This is a genomic window from Neoroseomonas eburnea (assembly GCF_018129005.1).
In the GTDB taxonomy this organism is placed as follows: domain Bacteria; phylum Pseudomonadota; class Alphaproteobacteria; order Acetobacterales; family Acetobacteraceae; genus Neoroseomonas; species Neoroseomonas eburnea.
Map to the genome: position 1 here is coordinate 17,605 of NZ_JAAEDL010000024.1, position 13,714 is coordinate 31,318.

Below are 13,714 nucleotides of genomic sequence, written 5' to 3' on the forward strand. Positions count from 1 at the left end.
TGGATCATTGCTGTGTCGCCTGTGGCGCCGCGGCACGAAGGCCGAACAGCACCAGCAGCGTGACGCCGCAGACGATGGCGACGTCAGCAAGGTTGAAGGTCGGCCAGTGCGAGCCGCCGTAATGCGCGTCGATGAAGTCGGTGACCGCGCCGATGCGCAGCCGGTCGAGGATGTTGCCGAGCGCGCCGCCGATGATGAGGCCGATCGCCACGGCCTCGATCCGCGACGCCGCGCGCCAAAGCCAATGCAGCAGCCAGGCGACGATCGCCAGCTTGATGCCGACGAGAAGCCACACCGCGCCGGCCGCGCTTTCGGCGAACATGCCGAAGGTCACGCCAGTGTTGAAGCCGAGCCGCAGGTTCAGGACCGGCAACAGCGTAATTCCCTCGCTGTAGGGCGGCCAGAGCGCATCGAGCGCCCAGGCCTTGCTCGCCTGGTCGATGGCCGCCGCGGTCGGTGCGGCCATGAGGCCGAAATATCGCGCAGGGCGGTGGACCGGCGTCGTCATCCCAGCCGTGCCAGCCATGGGAAGGCCTCCAGGATCCAGACGGCGAGACGTGTCATCTCGCCCGTTGCGATGGCGAGGCCTGCGGCAATCATGATGGCACCGCTGATGACCTGCAGGATGCGCCCGAGCCGCCCCAGGTGGCGTGCCCGCGCCATCGCCGCCGGCAGGTAGAAGGCCGCCAGCAGGAAGGGCACGCCGAGGCCGAGCGCATAGGCCGCGAGCAACCCTGCCCCGACGCCAGGCGTGACCGCGGCGGCCGCCAGCACGCCGGCGAGGACGGGTCCGATGCAGGGAGTCCAGCCAAATCCGAATGCGACGCCGATCAGCGTGGCGGAGGCAGGACCACCGCCTTCGCCGGGTGGCCTGAAGCGCAGATCGCGCATCAGCGGTGCGAAGCGCAGCACGCCCATCTGCACGAGGCCCATGGCTGCGATCAGCACGCCGGCGGCGATGGTGAGCTCGTAGGACCACCGCCGCAGCAGGCCGCCCAGCGCGGTTGCACCGAGGCCAAGCAGCACGAAGACCAGCCCAAAGCCGAGCACAAAAAAGGCCGAGAGCCGCAGCGCCCGCCAGCGCTCCGCACGGGCCGTGGCGAGGTCGGTCCCGGCGACCCAGGCGACATAGCCCGGCACCAGCGGCAGCACGCAGGGCGAGAGGAAGGAGACCAGCCCGCCGCCAAAGGCCAGGAACAGCCCGAACAGGGTGAAGTCGAGCGTCATGCGCGGCGCCGCCCGACCAGTGCGAGCCCTGCCAGCGCCGCGACGCCCATGCCGAAGGGCAGGTCGCCATGCCGTGCGTAGAAGCTTCCGCCGGCGAGTGCCGCGGGCAGCGCCACATCCAGCACGCCCTCGGTCGCAAGCGGCAGCCGCGCGCCTTCGCGGCCCATGGCATCGGTCACCAGCGTGATGCCGCTGTTCGCCACCCGTACCAGCGGCAGCCCAAGCTCGATCGCGCGCACGCGCGCAGCCAGCGCATGCTGGTAGGGGCCCCATGAGGTGCCGAACCACGCATCGTTCGTCACGTTCAGGATCCAGCTGGGCGCCGGCGTCTCCCCGGGCAACGGGCCGGGGAAGATCGCCTCGTAGCAGATCAGCGGCCAGAGGGACGGCAGCCCCGCCACCTGAGTCGGCTGCCGTGACGTGCCCGGGATGAAGTCGATGGCGCCGACGGTGAGCTTCGGCAGGCTCGCGAACAGCGCCCGCAGCGGCTGGTATTCGCCGAACGGCACCAGCCGCACCTTGTCGTAGGCGGCAATGATCGCTCCCGTGCCATCGAGCGCCAGCAGGCTGTTGAGCAGGGCGGGATTGCCATCCTCCGTCTGCGTGCGGCGGACCGCGCCGGTCAGCAGCGCGCCGCCGGGCGGGACGATGCGCGCGATCGCGGCGCGGATCGCAGGCGCCTCGGCCAGCAGGAAGGGCACCGCGCTCTCCGGCCAGACGATGTGCGTCGGCGCCATGCCATCCGCCGCTGGCGCGCCGCTGAGCGCGAGCAGCCGGGCGAGGATGCGCTCGCGCTCGCCTTCCGCCCATTTCAGGTCCTGGGCGATGTTGGGCTGCACGAGGCGCAGCCGGGGGCCAGTTGTCTCGGAGGGGACCGTGCCCGCTATCCGTACCGCGCCCCAGAGCCAGGGCAGTGCGACGATCAGCGCGGCCGCGGCGGCGGGCCCGACGCTGCGCTGCCGCAGCGCGACGGCGGCCAGCACCGACCCGAGCACGGCCAGCAGCCCAAGGCCATGGATGCCGACCAGCGCCGCCGCCTGCAACCCGGCATCGCTGCCGCCCCAGGCATAGCCGGCGATATTCCACGGAAAGCCCGTCAGCACGGCGCCACGCAACCACTCCCCTGCCGTCCAGGCTGCCGCAAGGGCGAAGGCGAGTGTCAGGCCACCGGCCGGTCCCGCAATCAGGCGCGCGGCCGCGGCCGAAACGGCCGGGAACAGCGCGAGGCCGGCACTGAGCGCGAGCAGCGACGGGATCGCGAACGCGCCGAAGCGCGCCGCGTCCACGCTGAAGGCCTCGGTGATCCAGGACAGGCCAACCAGGAATGACCCGAGGCCGAAGAGCCAGCCGATCGCGAAGGCGCCGCGCCGCGATGGCGTGCGGACCAGCAGCATCCACAGACCGCCGAAGCCGATGACCCCTGAAGGCGCCAAGTGCAGCGGCGCCAGTGCCGTTGCGCTGATCGCGCCGAGCCCGAACGCGGCGCAGCCCCGGGTGACACCTCGCCCCAGGGTGCGAAGGGGCAGCCACGCAACCGCCAGCGGATCGCCCGGCACGGTGGGCGCAGCTGCGGAGCGATCCACGCCCGTCACGCGCGGACGCGAGAGGTGGTCGCGGCGGGCGCGGTCCGTGGGAGCCATGGTCAATGCCAGTGCGTACGGAACGGCACGACGACCGTTCCAGCCCGTTCGAAGCGAAGCAGCACGCGGATCTCGTCGCCGAGCGCGAGCGGCCCCTGCAGGTCGCGCAGCAGGAGGTGGGCTCCGCCCGGTTCCAGCGCGAGCAGGCCGCCCGCCGGAATGACGAAGCCCTCGGTGATGACACGTGCCCCACCTTGCGCGGCGGCATCCGGCTCGCGCAGCTCCACCACGGCAGCGGCCGAGGAGGCGGTCATCAGCCGCTCGGCCTCGCCTCCGCGATTGCGGATGGTGACGAATGCGAAGGTCAGGCGCTGGTCCGCATCCGCGGCTCTTGCCCAGGCGCCGGTCAGGACCAGGCTGCCGGCGTGGACTTCCTGTGCCATCGATGTCCCGGACGCGATGAGCCGCCATGCCAGAACCGTCGCCGGCATGAGCCAGCGCCGGTGCACGCTGCCGCCGAGGCTCGCCCACGGGCCGCCGCCGAACGGTCCGGCCTGTGCGTCGTCACGCCGACCGGGCATCAGGCGGATGGCCGTGCTGCAGCGGGCGACCAGCGCAGCAGCCGCAGCGCGTTCAGCGTCACCAGGACGGTCGCACCGGTATCCGCCATGATGGCCGGCCACAGCCCGGTAATGCCGAGCAACGTCGTCACCAGGAACACGCCCTTTAGTCCCACCGCGACGGCGACGTTCTGCTTGACGTTCGCCATGGTCGCGCGCGAGAGCGAGACGAGCTCGGCCACGCCCGTCACACGGTCCTTGAGCACGGCGGCATCGGCCGTCTCCAGCGCCACGTCGGTGCCACCGCCCATGGCGACGCCGACCGAGGCGGCGGCAAGCGCCGGCGCATCGTTGATGCCGTCGCCGACCATGATGACGGGTCCCCGGTCCCGCAGCTTCCCGATCTCGCGCAGCTTGTCGTCGGGCAGCAGCTCGGCCTTGGCGTCGAGGCCGAGCGAGATGGCGATGGCTTCGCCGGTGCGGCGGTTGTCGCCGGTCAGCATGACGGGGCGTACGCCGAGCGCGCTGATCGCGGCTACGCCCGCCGCCGCATCCGCGCGCGGCTCGTCGCGCAAGGCGACCAGGCCCGCCACCGCGCCATCCGCCAGCACGACCGAGACCGTCTTGCCCTCGCGCTCCAGCCGGTCAAGCGCCGCTGCAAGCGCACCGAGTTCGGCGCCGGATTCGCGCGCATGGCGCGGGCTGCCGATGCTCACCCGCAGCCCCGCCACCGTGCCGGTGACCGCGCGGCCGGGCAGGGCCGCCTGCGCTTCGGTGGCCGAGACATCGACGCCGCGCGCGGCGGCCTCGGCCAGGATCGCCTTGGCGAGCGGGTGCGACGATCCCTGTTCGACTGCGGCGGCGAGTGCCAGCACCCCCTCCGCGCTGCGCCCTTCGGCTGGCAGCACGTCGGTGACGCGCGGGCGGCCTTCGGTCAGCGTGCCGGTCTTGTCGAAGGCGACGGTCCGCGCGCCGCCGATCGTCTCGAGCGCCGCGCCGCCCTTGATGAGCAACCCGCGCCGCGCCCCCGCCGACAGCCCCGAAGCCATCGCTGCCGGCACCGAGATGACCAGCGCGCAGGGGCAGGCGATCAGCAGCACCGCGAGGCCGCGGTAGATGCTCGTCCACCAGTCCCAGCCCAGTGCGAAGGGCGGGATCACGATCACCAGCAGCGCGACGATCATCGCGCCGGGCGTCCACCACGACGAAAAGCGCTCGATGAAGCGCTGCGTCGGTGCGCGCGACGCCGTCGCGTCCTCGACCATGCGGATGATGCGGGCGATGGTGTTGTCGGTCGCGGCGCGGGTCACGCGGACCCGGATCGCCCCCTCCGCGTTGATGCTGCCGGCCATCACGGCATCGCCCGGGCCGCGCGAGACGGGGATGCTCTCGCCCGTCACCGGGCTTTCGTCGAGGGCGGAGGCACCATCCTCGATCACCCCGTCGCAGGGCACGCGGTCGCCGGGGCGCACCAGCACCAGGTCGCCGACCGCGATCCGGTCCGCCGGGACCTGCTCCGTCGTGCCATCGGCGCGCAGCCGGAGCGCGACCCGCGGCATCAGCGTGGCCAGCGCACGGATGCCGTCGCGCGCCCGCCCGGCGGCGACATTCTCCAGCAATTCGCCGAAGGCAAACAGCAGCACGACCACGGCCGCTTCCTCGGCCGCGCCGATGATCGCGGCGCCGATCGCGGCCGTGCACATCAGCGTCTCGATGCTGAAGGGGCTGCCCGACCGCGCCAGGGCGATGGCACGCCGCCCGAAAGGCACCAGGGCGACCAGCGTCGCGACGAGGAACAGCGGGTAGGCCAGCCGCGCCGGCAGGACGAGGGAGAGCGCGTAGGCGCCGAGCACGAGCGCGCCGAGCGTCCAGACGAGCATCGCCTTGCCGGTCCGCCACCAAGGCTTTCCGGCATCGGCGGGGCTGTCGTGGTCATGGCCATGCGCCGGGGGCGGAGCCGCGTCATGCGTGTGATCGCCGCGGCTGTCGTGCCCATGGCCGTGGCCACAATCACACCCGGGCGGCGGCGCGGACGCCGGGCCGGCCTCGGCCATCCGCCGCGTGGCATAGCCGAGGGACGCGACCTGCGCCTCGACGGCCTCCGCCCTGCCGTCGTCACCAAGTTCCAGGGTCAGCCGCTCGGCCATGAGGTTGACCTCGACGGCGGAGACGCCTGGCAGGCGTTCCACGGCCTTGGTCACCTTGGCGACGCAGGAGGCGCAATCCATGCCCTCCACGCGCCAGGTCAACTTCGTCGTCGCGCCCATGTTGCCCGTCTGGTCATGCCGAACAGCGGTATGGAACCTACAGCGACTAGAGGTTCAAGCCCCTTTTCGCACCGTCAGGCCGGGCGGCTGCCAACGAAACGCATGAAGGGGCGGTGCGGGCCATCGCCGAAGGCGATCACGTCGTAGGTGTCCGGCGCCTGTCCCGGCACTTCCATGCCTGGCGACCCCACGGGCATTGCCGGCACGGCGAGGCCGCGGACCCCGGCGGGTCGCTCGGCCAGCAGGCGCCGGATGGCGGCGGCCGGCACATGCCCTTCGAGGACGAAGCCCTCGACCTGGCCCGCATGGCAGGAGAGCAGGTCGGCTGGCGTGCCGAGCCGGCGGCGCATCGGTGCGACGCTCGGCACGACCTGATCCTGCACCGCGAAGCCTTCCGCGCGCAGGTGGTCCACCCAGCCGGTGCAGCACCCGCAATTCGGGTCACGCCAGACCGAGACGGGAGAGGCTGACCGAGCCCGGAGGGGCGCGGCGACAAGGCCGGCGAGGCCGGCGGCGATCAATTGGCGGCGTGGTGGCATGGCTCGGTCCTCCGGCTGTCTGAATGGCCGGAGTGCCGGCCCGGGACCATCGCTGGCGTCGCCTGGGCCCCCTCAGTCACCGAACGCCACGTTCAGCAGCACCTTGACGTTCAGCGCCACGATGACCGCCGCGATCACCCAGCCGGTCACCACCTGCCAGCGTGGTGCGGCGAAGGCGCCCATGCGCGCCTTGTCCGAGGCGAACATCATCAGCGGGATGACCGCGAACGGCAGCTGCATGGACAGGATCACCTGCGACAGGATCAGAAGCTGCGCCGTGCCGGAGGCGCCATACATCCAGGTGACCACCACCGCCGGGATGATCGCGATCAGCCGCGTCACCAACCGGCGGAACACCGGTGGCAGCCGAAAGCGCAGGAAGCCTTCCATCACCACCTGGCCGGCGAGGGTGGCGGTCACCGTCGCGTTCAGCCCGCACAGCAGCAACGCCACGGCGAACAGCTTGGCCGCCAGGACACTACCGAGCAGCGGCGCCATCAGCTGATAGGCGTCCTGGATCTCCGCGACCTCCGTGTTGCCGGAGGTGTGGAAGGTCGCCGCTGCGGTGATCAGGATGGCCGAGTTGACCAGCAGCGCGAGCGACAGGGCGATGGTGCTGTCGATGGTGGCGAAGCGGATCGCCTCCTTCTTGCCGGCATCGTCCATCGTCCAGGCGCGGGACTGCACCACGGCGGTGTGCAGATAGAGGTTGTGGGGCATCACCGTCGCACCGAGGATCCCCATCGCGATGTAGAGCTGGGTCTCGTTCGTCACGATGCTCGCGGCCGGGATGTAGCCGCGCAGCACCGCGCCCCATTCCGGGTCGGACAGCGCGATCTGCACCGCGAAGCAGCCGAAGATCAGCACGATGAAGCCGAAGATCAGCGCCTCGAGCCAGCGCACGCCTTTGTTCTGGAGCCAGAGGATGAGAAAGGCGTCGAGCGCGGTCAGGATCACGCCGTAGAGCAGTGGAATGCCGAACAGCAGCTCAAGCGCGATGGCCGTGCCGATCAGCTCGGCGAGGTCGGTCGCGCAGATCGCGACTTCCGCGAACAGCCAAAGCGGATAGGCGACCGGCTTCGGAAAGCGTTCCCGGCAGAGCTGCGCCAGGTCACGCCCGGTCGCGACGCCGATCCGCGCGCACAGCGCCTGCAGAAGGATCGCCATCAGCGAGGAGGTGAGCGCGACGGCAAGCAGTGTGTAGCCGAAGGCCGAGCCGCCCGCGAGCGAGGTGGCCCAGTTGCCAGGGTCCATGTAGCCGACCGCAACCAGGTAGCCCGGCCCCATGAAGGCGAACAGCTTGCGCAGGAAGCCGGCGGCATTGGGCACCGCGACGCTGCGGTGGACCTCCGGCAGGCTCGGCGGGCCCGCCACGGGCGGAACGGCGGCGTCGGATGGCGAGTTCATGGCGTGCCTCCAAAACTTAGCCTAGGCTATAGAGTGATTGTGCGGCTATCAAGAGCGTCAAGCCGGGAGACCCGGAGCACCGCATGCGTCGCAATGCCGTCCTGAAACCGCTGCCGTCCGAGGATGACCAGGCCGCCCGCTTCGTGCGCCAGCGCGAAGCGGACCGAACCGCCGTCGCCGAGGACTATGTCGAGCTGATCGCGGACCTGCTCCGTGCCGAGGGCGAGGCGCGGGCGGTCGATCTAGCCCGGCGCATGGGCGTCTCGCAGGCGACCGTCGCGAACACGATCACCCGGCTGCAGCGCGACGGGCTTGTCGAGACAAGGCCCTATCGCGGCCTGTTCCTCACCGAGGCCGGGGCAGAACTCGCCACACGGGCGAAGGCGCGGCACGAGCTCGTCGTGCGCTTCCTCATCGCCGTCGGCCTTGATGCGGAGACGGCCGAGGCCGATGCCGAGGGCCTCGAGCACCATGCGAGCGAGAAGGCACTCGCGGCCTTCGCCCGCTTTCTCGACGCGCACAATGGCAAGCGCAGATGAGCGCGGCCTACTCGATCGGCGATCTCGCCCGCGCCACTGGCGTCAAGGCCACCACCATCCGCTGGTACGAGCAGGAAGGCTGGCTGCCGCCGCCCGCCCGCACCGAGGGCGGCCACCGGGCCTATTCAGAGGCCCATCTGCGCCGCCTCGGCTTCATCCGCCATGCGCGCGAGCTCGGCTTCGACAGCGCGGCGATCCACGCCCTGCTCGACCTCGCGGACCACCCGGAAGCCGATTGCAGCGCTGCGCATCGGCTGGCGACGGCGCAGATGCGCGAGATCGACGCCCGCCTGCGCCGCCTCGAAGCCCTGCGCGCGGAGCTGGATCGCATGGCCACAAGCTGCGCCGGCGCTGTCATCGGTGAATGCCGGATCATCGAGACCCTGGCCGATTTCGAGCACGGCCATTGCGATGACCCGACCCATGGCGGAGATCGCAGAGCGGGCTGAGCTACTCCGCTGCGGGACGATCGCCTCGCAGCGCGCCCCGCGCCACCTCGATGATCCAGCCGGCCGCGAGGCCGACCGCCGGGTCGAAGGCAAAGGTCCCGAGTGCAGCGGCGGCGATCGCTGGGCGGCAATCCGGCCGCGCCTCGACCAGACGCGTCGAAAGGGCCAGGTCACCCCCGGCGAAGACCAGCAACGCGCCCACGGCCGCCAGTGGAATGGCGCCGAGCAAGGCCGCCGCATCCCCGGCGAAGCCGAGCCCAAGCACGAGCAGGATCGCGCCCCGCAGGGCCGGCGCCCAGCCGGTCCGTGCGCCGAAGCGGTGTTGCGCCACCAGCCCACCGGCGCCGTGGCACATCGGCATGGCGCCGAACGGGGCGAGCAGCAGGTTTCCCGCGCCGGTCGTCAGCGCCAGCCGCCGCTCAGTCACGCGTCCATTCGTTGGAAACATCTCGCGCGCCAGCAGCGCCGTCACGATCACCGCATTGGCAAGCGTCAGCGGCAGTTGCGGCAGTGCGCCGACCCAGATCCCGCGCCATGCCGCCTCCCAATCCTGTGGCAGGACCAGTGCGGGCAGTGCGGGAGCGAAACCCGGCCAGGCCGGCATCGCTGCCCCCGCCATCGACGCGGCGAGACCGGCGACGAAAAGGGCCAAGGGTGCCGCGGGCCAACCCGCGCGCCATCGCGGCAGCAGAAGCAGCACCGCGGCCGCAATGCCGCCCGAGATGGGGTCGTCCATGGCCAGCGTCAGGCCAAGCCATGCCATCGACACGCCGAGACCGAGCTGCAGGCCGATCACGGCGGAACGCGGCACCGCGCGCGCGACCCAGGCCATCGCGCCAGTTGCCCCGAGAGCCAGCAGCATCACGCCAGTGGCCAGCCCTGCCGCGGCGACCTCGCCACCGGAAAGCCCACCGGTCAGGACCACGGCGCCGATTGCCTTCATCGGCTGGACCGGCAGCGGCAGGCGGTAGATCGTGGCCGTCGCCAGCAGGAAGGTGCCGAAGCCGGTCAGCACGCCGCCCGGCGCGAACCCCGCGACGGCGATCGCACCCAGCATGATCGGCAGCAGCGTGCCGAGATCGCCGAAGGCTCCGCCGACTTCGCCCGCCAGGCTGGGTCGCGCGCTCACGCCGGCGGACCCGCGAGCCGGACGCCGCCGCGGCCGTCACGCCTGACCAGGCCCGCGCGCTCCAGACGCGCCAGCGCGCGATAGGTCGCCTCATGCGTGAGGCCGAGCTCCGCGGCGAGCGTCTTCCAGGATCGGCCCAGGTGGCGCAGGCCGTCATCGTCCTCTGGCAGCGCATGCAGCGCATCGAGCAAACGGTCAGCTGCGCGCGGCTGCGCGAGGCGTTCCGCGCGCGCCCGCTCTGCCACGAGCCGCGCGGCGAGATGCGCGGCAAGGCGCCAGCCGATCGACGGATCAGCCGCCGCCGCGCGGCGCAGCGCGGCCGCGGCGTGCACCGTGACGAGGCTCGGTGCGGTCGCGACGGCGTCGCAATGGTGGCGCGGCTCGAACAGCGAGGCCTCGGCGAAGCTGTCGCCCGGCCCTGCGCGGTGCAGGACGATGAGACGCCCCTCGGCCGAGACGCGGCGGAGTTCGAGCGCACCGCGATGGACTAGAACGAGGCCGAGCGGGGGATCGCCGGCGCGGAACAGGGCGTCTCCACGCGCAAGGCGGAGATCCTGACCATCCGGGAGGGCGGCAAGCTGGGCGGGATCCATATGATCACAGTCATACACAGTGGCTCCCTGCTGCGCTACCAGCGCTCGAACAGGAGATTCCGATGCGTCCTGCCGTCGTCGCCATTGTCCTTGCATTCGCTGCCACGCCGATAGCCGCGCAGCATGCCCACATGCCGAGCCATCACATGCCTGGTCACGGTGCGGCGCCGGCGCAGCCCTATGCGGGCATGCAGGAGCGAGGCATCAAGGCGCTGTCAGCGGAGCAGGAAGCGGATCTTCGCGCGGGGCGTGGCATGGCACTCGCCCTCGCCGCGGAACTCAACGGCTACCCTGGTCCGATGCATGTGTTGGAACATGCCGAGGCGCTGCGGCTCACCGCCGCCCAACGTGCGGCCGCCGAGACGCTGCGTCGCCGCATGTTGGCCGACGCAAGCGAAATCGGCGCACGCATCGTTTCGCTGGAGATGGAGCTGGATGCGCTTTTCGCCGGCGGCACGGCTGATGCCGGGCGCCTCGCTGCGATCACGGCAGCGCTGGGTGCAATGAACGGGCGCTTGAGGGAGGTGCATCTCGCGACACATATCGAGATGCGCGAGGCGCTCGAAGCGCCGCAGCTTGAAGTCTACCAGCGCGTGCGCGGATATCGCCCGACGCCATAGGTGGGACGTTGCGTCGCAGGCCATCACGCGCTTTGCGTCGGATGGCTGACGAGCCAGGAATCGATTTGACCGACACCCGTCGATCGAGCTGGATCGCGCGCTATCGGCGTGATGCACGCCGAGAACACGTCCCGCCTTTTTGCGCGACACGGTCGCCTGTTCTGCGCGACGCGTGTCATGCGCCTTGAAGCCACCGCCATCGGCCGCGCACGTCTCGCGCCATGGTCATCACGATCCCCACCCACCCATGACGGCCACCAAGATCCTCTGGGGCCAGGTGCTCGTTGTCTTCCTGATCGTCCTCGCCGCGGTCTGGGGCTCGACGCAGTGGGTCGCCTGGCGCCTCGGCTATCAGGCGCAGCTCGGCCAGCCGATGGATGTCTGGGCGGGCGTGCCGGTCTATCCGCCGCCCGCCTTCTTCCTGTGGTGGTACTGGTACGACGCCTACGCGCCGCGGGTCTTCTACGAGGGCGCCGTCATCGCCGCGGCCGGGGGCTTCGCGGCGATCGGCATCGCCATCGGGATGTCGGTGTGGCGCGCCCGCGAAGCGCGGGACGTCACCACCTACGGCTCGGCCCGCTGGGCGACGGAGCGCGAAGTGCGCGACGCCGGGCTGCTCGCCCCCGATGGTGTCGTGCTCGGCTGGTTCGCGCAGCGCTACCTCCGGCACGACGGGCCGGAGCATGTGCTTTGCTTCGCGCCGACCCGCTCCGGCAAGGGCGTGGGCCTCGTCGTGCCGACGCTGCTGACCTGGCCGGGGTCGGCCATCGTCCACGACATCAAGGGCGAGAACTGGCAGCTCACCGCCGGCTGGCGGGCGCGCTTCGGCCGGGTGCTGCTGTTCGATCCCACGAATCCGGCGAGCGCCGCCTACAACCCGCTGCTCGAGGTCCGCCGCGGCGACAGCGAGGTTCGCGACGTGCAGAACATCGCCGACATCCTTGTCGATCCGGAGGGCGCGCTGGAGCGGCGGAACCACTGGGAGAAGACCAGCCACTCGCTGCTGGTCGGCGCCATCCTGCACGTCCTCTACGCCGAGCAGGACAAGACGCTCGCTGGCGTGGCGGGCTTCCTCTCCGATCCACGTCGCCCGATCGAGCGGACGCTGGCGTCGATGATGGCGACGCTGCATCTCGGCGACCGGCCGCATCCTGTCGTCGCCTCCGCCGCGCGCGAGCTGCTCAACAAGTCGGACAATGAGCGATCCGGCGTGCTCTCGACCGCGATGAGCTTCCTGGGGCTCTACCGCGATCCCGTCGTCGCGCAGGTCACTCGGCGCTGCGATTGGCGGATCACCGACCTGGTCGAGGCACGCGAACCGGTGACGCTCTACCTCGTCGTCCCGCCCTCCGACATCGTGCGGACAAAGCCGCTGGTGCGGCTTGTACTGAACCAGATTGGTCGCCGACTCACCGAGGCGCTGGAGAACGAACGGCGGCGCCATCGCCTGCTGCTGATGCTCGATGAGTTCCCTGCCCTCGGCCGGCTCGACTTCTTCGAGAGCCAGCTCGCCTTCATGGCCGGCTACGGCATCCGGTCCTTCCTCATCGCGCAGTCGCTGAACCAGATCGAACGCGCCTACGGGCCGAACAACGCGATCCTCGACAACTGCCATGTCCGCGTCGCCTTTGCGACGAATGACGAACGCACGGCCAAGCGCGTGTCCGATGCGCTCGGCACGGCGACGGAGATCCGTGACAGCCGGAACTATGCGGGGCATCGCCTGTCGCCATGGCTCGGCCACCTGATGGTCAGCCGCCAGGAGACCGCGCGGCCGCTGCTGACGCCCGGCGAGGTGATGCAGCTGCCGCCGACGGAGGAGATCGTCCTGGTGTCGGGCTGCCCGCCGATCCGCGCGCGGAAGGCGCGCTACTACGAGGACCGGCAGCTGCGTGCACGCGTGGTGGTGCCGCCGGACCCCGCGGCGGCGGCGTGCGCGCCTCGTGAGGATGACTGGAGCGCGCTTAAGCCGGTCGCGCCTGACACAACACCACCAACCGCCGGCGCGGGCGACGATGCCGACGGTGGCATCCGCCGCGAACCGACACTGCCCGAGCACGAACAGATCGCGCCGGAGCCAGGCCCTCCGTCCGAAAAGGAGCTGCCGCTGCTCGACGACGACCAGGAAGACGATGCCGTGCGTGCGCGTGCGCTACGCATACGGTCCGGGCGGCTCGCGCGCCAAGCGGCGCTCGACCCCGATGACGGCATCTCACTCTGACGCGCCACCGTGAAGAAAGTCCGACTCTCCGTCTATCTGGACCCGAAGCTCGCGAAGCAGCTCGAGTCCTACGCGCAGGAGCGCCGCCGCTCGCTCTCCGTCGTAGCCGAGGCGTCGATCGCGTCATTCCTCTCACCCGACGCGCCGGATCGGATGGAGGCGGTGATGGCGAAGCGCCTCGACCGGATGAGCCGCCAGATCGAACGGCTGAACCGCGACACTGGCATTGGCCTCGAAACGCTGGCGCTCTTCGTCCGGCACTGGCTGGTCGCCGTGCCGGCACCCCCCGAGGCACACTATGCCGCCGCGCAGGCCAAGGGCCGAGAACGCTACGAGCGATTCCTCGAAGCCCTCGGTCGGCGCCTGTCGAAGGGGCCTACGCTGCTGCGCGAGGTTTCGCTCGACGTCGCGGGCACCGCGGAGGGCGCGCTTGTAGGCGAGGGCGACGAAGTGGGCTGAGTTCGGTTTCGCCAAGCCGCTTCTCTCTACACGCCACCCCGCTACGCCCATGCTGGACTTGTTGAACCCACCCAGACTTGCCGCTCTCTAATCGTCCCCGTCCGCTCCGGCGCTTCCGTCGCGG

At 71.0% G+C, this 13,714-nt stretch carries 14 protein-coding genes; 5 read left to right on the forward strand and 9 right to left on the reverse strand.

The features are described 5' to 3' along the window. Positions 1 to 4 precede the first annotated feature (4 nt). The 7 genes from lspA to GXW74_RS20510 form a co-directional block, all read right to left on the reverse strand. Positions 5 to 526 carry a signal peptidase II gene (lspA, locus tag GXW74_RS20480; RefSeq protein ID WP_211848414.1) on the reverse strand — a complete coding sequence of 174 codons (522 nt, stop codon included), beginning with the start codon at positions 524 to 526 and terminating at the stop codon, positions 5 to 7. Further along, positions 505 to 1,227 carry a cytochrome c biogenesis CcdA family protein gene (locus tag GXW74_RS20485; RefSeq protein WP_211848415.1) on the reverse strand — a complete coding sequence of 241 codons (723 nt, stop codon included), beginning with the start codon at positions 1,225 to 1,227 and terminating at the stop codon, positions 505 to 507. Before GXW74_RS20485 ends, lspA begins: the two co-directional genes overlap by 22 nt. After that, positions 1,224 to 2,867: an apolipoprotein N-acyltransferase gene (gene lnt, locus GXW74_RS20490; protein ID WP_211848416.1), complete on the reverse strand. Its 1,644-nt coding sequence runs from the start codon at positions 2,865 to 2,867 to the stop codon at positions 1,224 to 1,226. Before lnt ends, GXW74_RS20485 begins: the two co-directional genes overlap by 4 nt. A 2-nt stretch (positions 2,868 to 2,869) precedes the next feature. Further along, positions 2,870 to 3,250: a copper chaperone PCu(A)C gene (locus GXW74_RS20495; RefSeq protein ID WP_211848417.1), complete on the reverse strand. Its 381-nt coding sequence runs from the start codon at positions 3,248 to 3,250 to the stop codon at positions 2,870 to 2,872. A 137-nt stretch (positions 3,251 to 3,387) separates the two neighbouring features. After that, positions 3,388 to 5,634, reverse strand: coding sequence for a heavy metal translocating P-type ATPase (locus tag GXW74_RS20500; RefSeq protein ID WP_246523765.1), 2,247 nt, complete (start codon positions 5,632 to 5,634; stop codon positions 3,388 to 3,390). 74 nt (positions 5,635 to 5,708) lie between these two features. After that, positions 5,709 to 6,173 carry a DUF411 domain-containing protein gene (locus GXW74_RS20505; RefSeq protein WP_211848418.1) on the reverse strand — a complete coding sequence of 155 codons (465 nt, stop codon included), beginning with the start codon at positions 6,171 to 6,173 and terminating at the stop codon, positions 5,709 to 5,711. 72 nt (positions 6,174 to 6,245) lie between these two features. Continuing rightward, the gene (locus GXW74_RS20510) at positions 6,246 to 7,580 is read right to left on the reverse strand and encodes an Nramp family divalent metal transporter (RefSeq protein ID WP_211848419.1); all 1,335 of its coding nucleotides are present in this window, start codon (positions 7,578 to 7,580) and stop codon (positions 6,246 to 6,248) included. An 83-nt stretch (positions 7,581 to 7,663) separates the two neighbouring features. On the opposite strand from GXW74_RS20510, the gene mntR reads away from it, so the two are divergent. After that, complete coding sequence (gene mntR / locus GXW74_RS20515) at positions 7,664 to 8,119, forward strand: manganese-binding transcriptional regulator MntR (RefSeq protein ID WP_211848420.1); 456 nt, start codon at positions 7,664 to 7,666, stop codon at positions 8,117 to 8,119. Continuing rightward, positions 8,116 to 8,568, forward strand: coding sequence for a MerR family transcriptional regulator (locus GXW74_RS20520; RefSeq protein ID WP_211848421.1), 453 nt, complete (start codon positions 8,116 to 8,118; stop codon positions 8,566 to 8,568). The genes mntR and GXW74_RS20520 overlap by 4 nt, the downstream gene beginning before the upstream one ends. Before the next feature lies 1 nt (position 8,569). Here GXW74_RS20520 and GXW74_RS20525 read toward each other — a convergent pair whose 3' ends face one another. Then, complete coding sequence (locus GXW74_RS20525) at positions 8,570 to 9,697, reverse strand: putative sulfate/molybdate transporter (protein ID WP_211848422.1); 1,128 nt, start codon at positions 9,695 to 9,697, stop codon at positions 8,570 to 8,572. Further along, positions 9,694 to 10,290, reverse strand: coding sequence for a Crp/Fnr family transcriptional regulator (locus tag GXW74_RS20530; protein WP_211848423.1), 597 nt, complete (start codon positions 10,288 to 10,290; stop codon positions 9,694 to 9,696). Before GXW74_RS20530 ends, GXW74_RS20525 begins: the two co-directional genes overlap by 4 nt. 62 nt (positions 10,291 to 10,352) lie before the next feature. Here GXW74_RS20530 and GXW74_RS20535 point away from each other — a divergent pair, with 62 nt between their 5' ends. The 3 genes from GXW74_RS20535 to GXW74_RS20545 all read left to right on the forward strand — a co-directional run bounded on the left by GXW74_RS20535 (position 10,353) and on the right by GXW74_RS20545 (position 13,590). Continuing rightward, entirely contained in the window at positions 10,353 to 10,910 is a 558-nt protein-coding gene (locus GXW74_RS20535; RefSeq protein ID WP_211848424.1) for a hypothetical protein, read from the forward strand. Between the two features lie 247 nt (positions 10,911 to 11,157). After that, entirely contained in the window at positions 11,158 to 13,131 is a 1,974-nt protein-coding gene (locus tag GXW74_RS20540) for a conjugal transfer protein TraG (RefSeq protein WP_211848425.1), read from the forward strand. Positions 13,132 to 13,140: 9 nt separating this feature from the next. Continuing rightward, the gene (locus GXW74_RS20545; protein ID WP_211848426.1) at positions 13,141 to 13,590 is read left to right on the forward strand and encodes a CopG family transcriptional regulator; all 450 of its coding nucleotides are present in this window, start codon (positions 13,141 to 13,143) and stop codon (positions 13,588 to 13,590) included. The last annotated feature ends 124 nt before the right edge of the window (positions 13,591 to 13,714 follow it).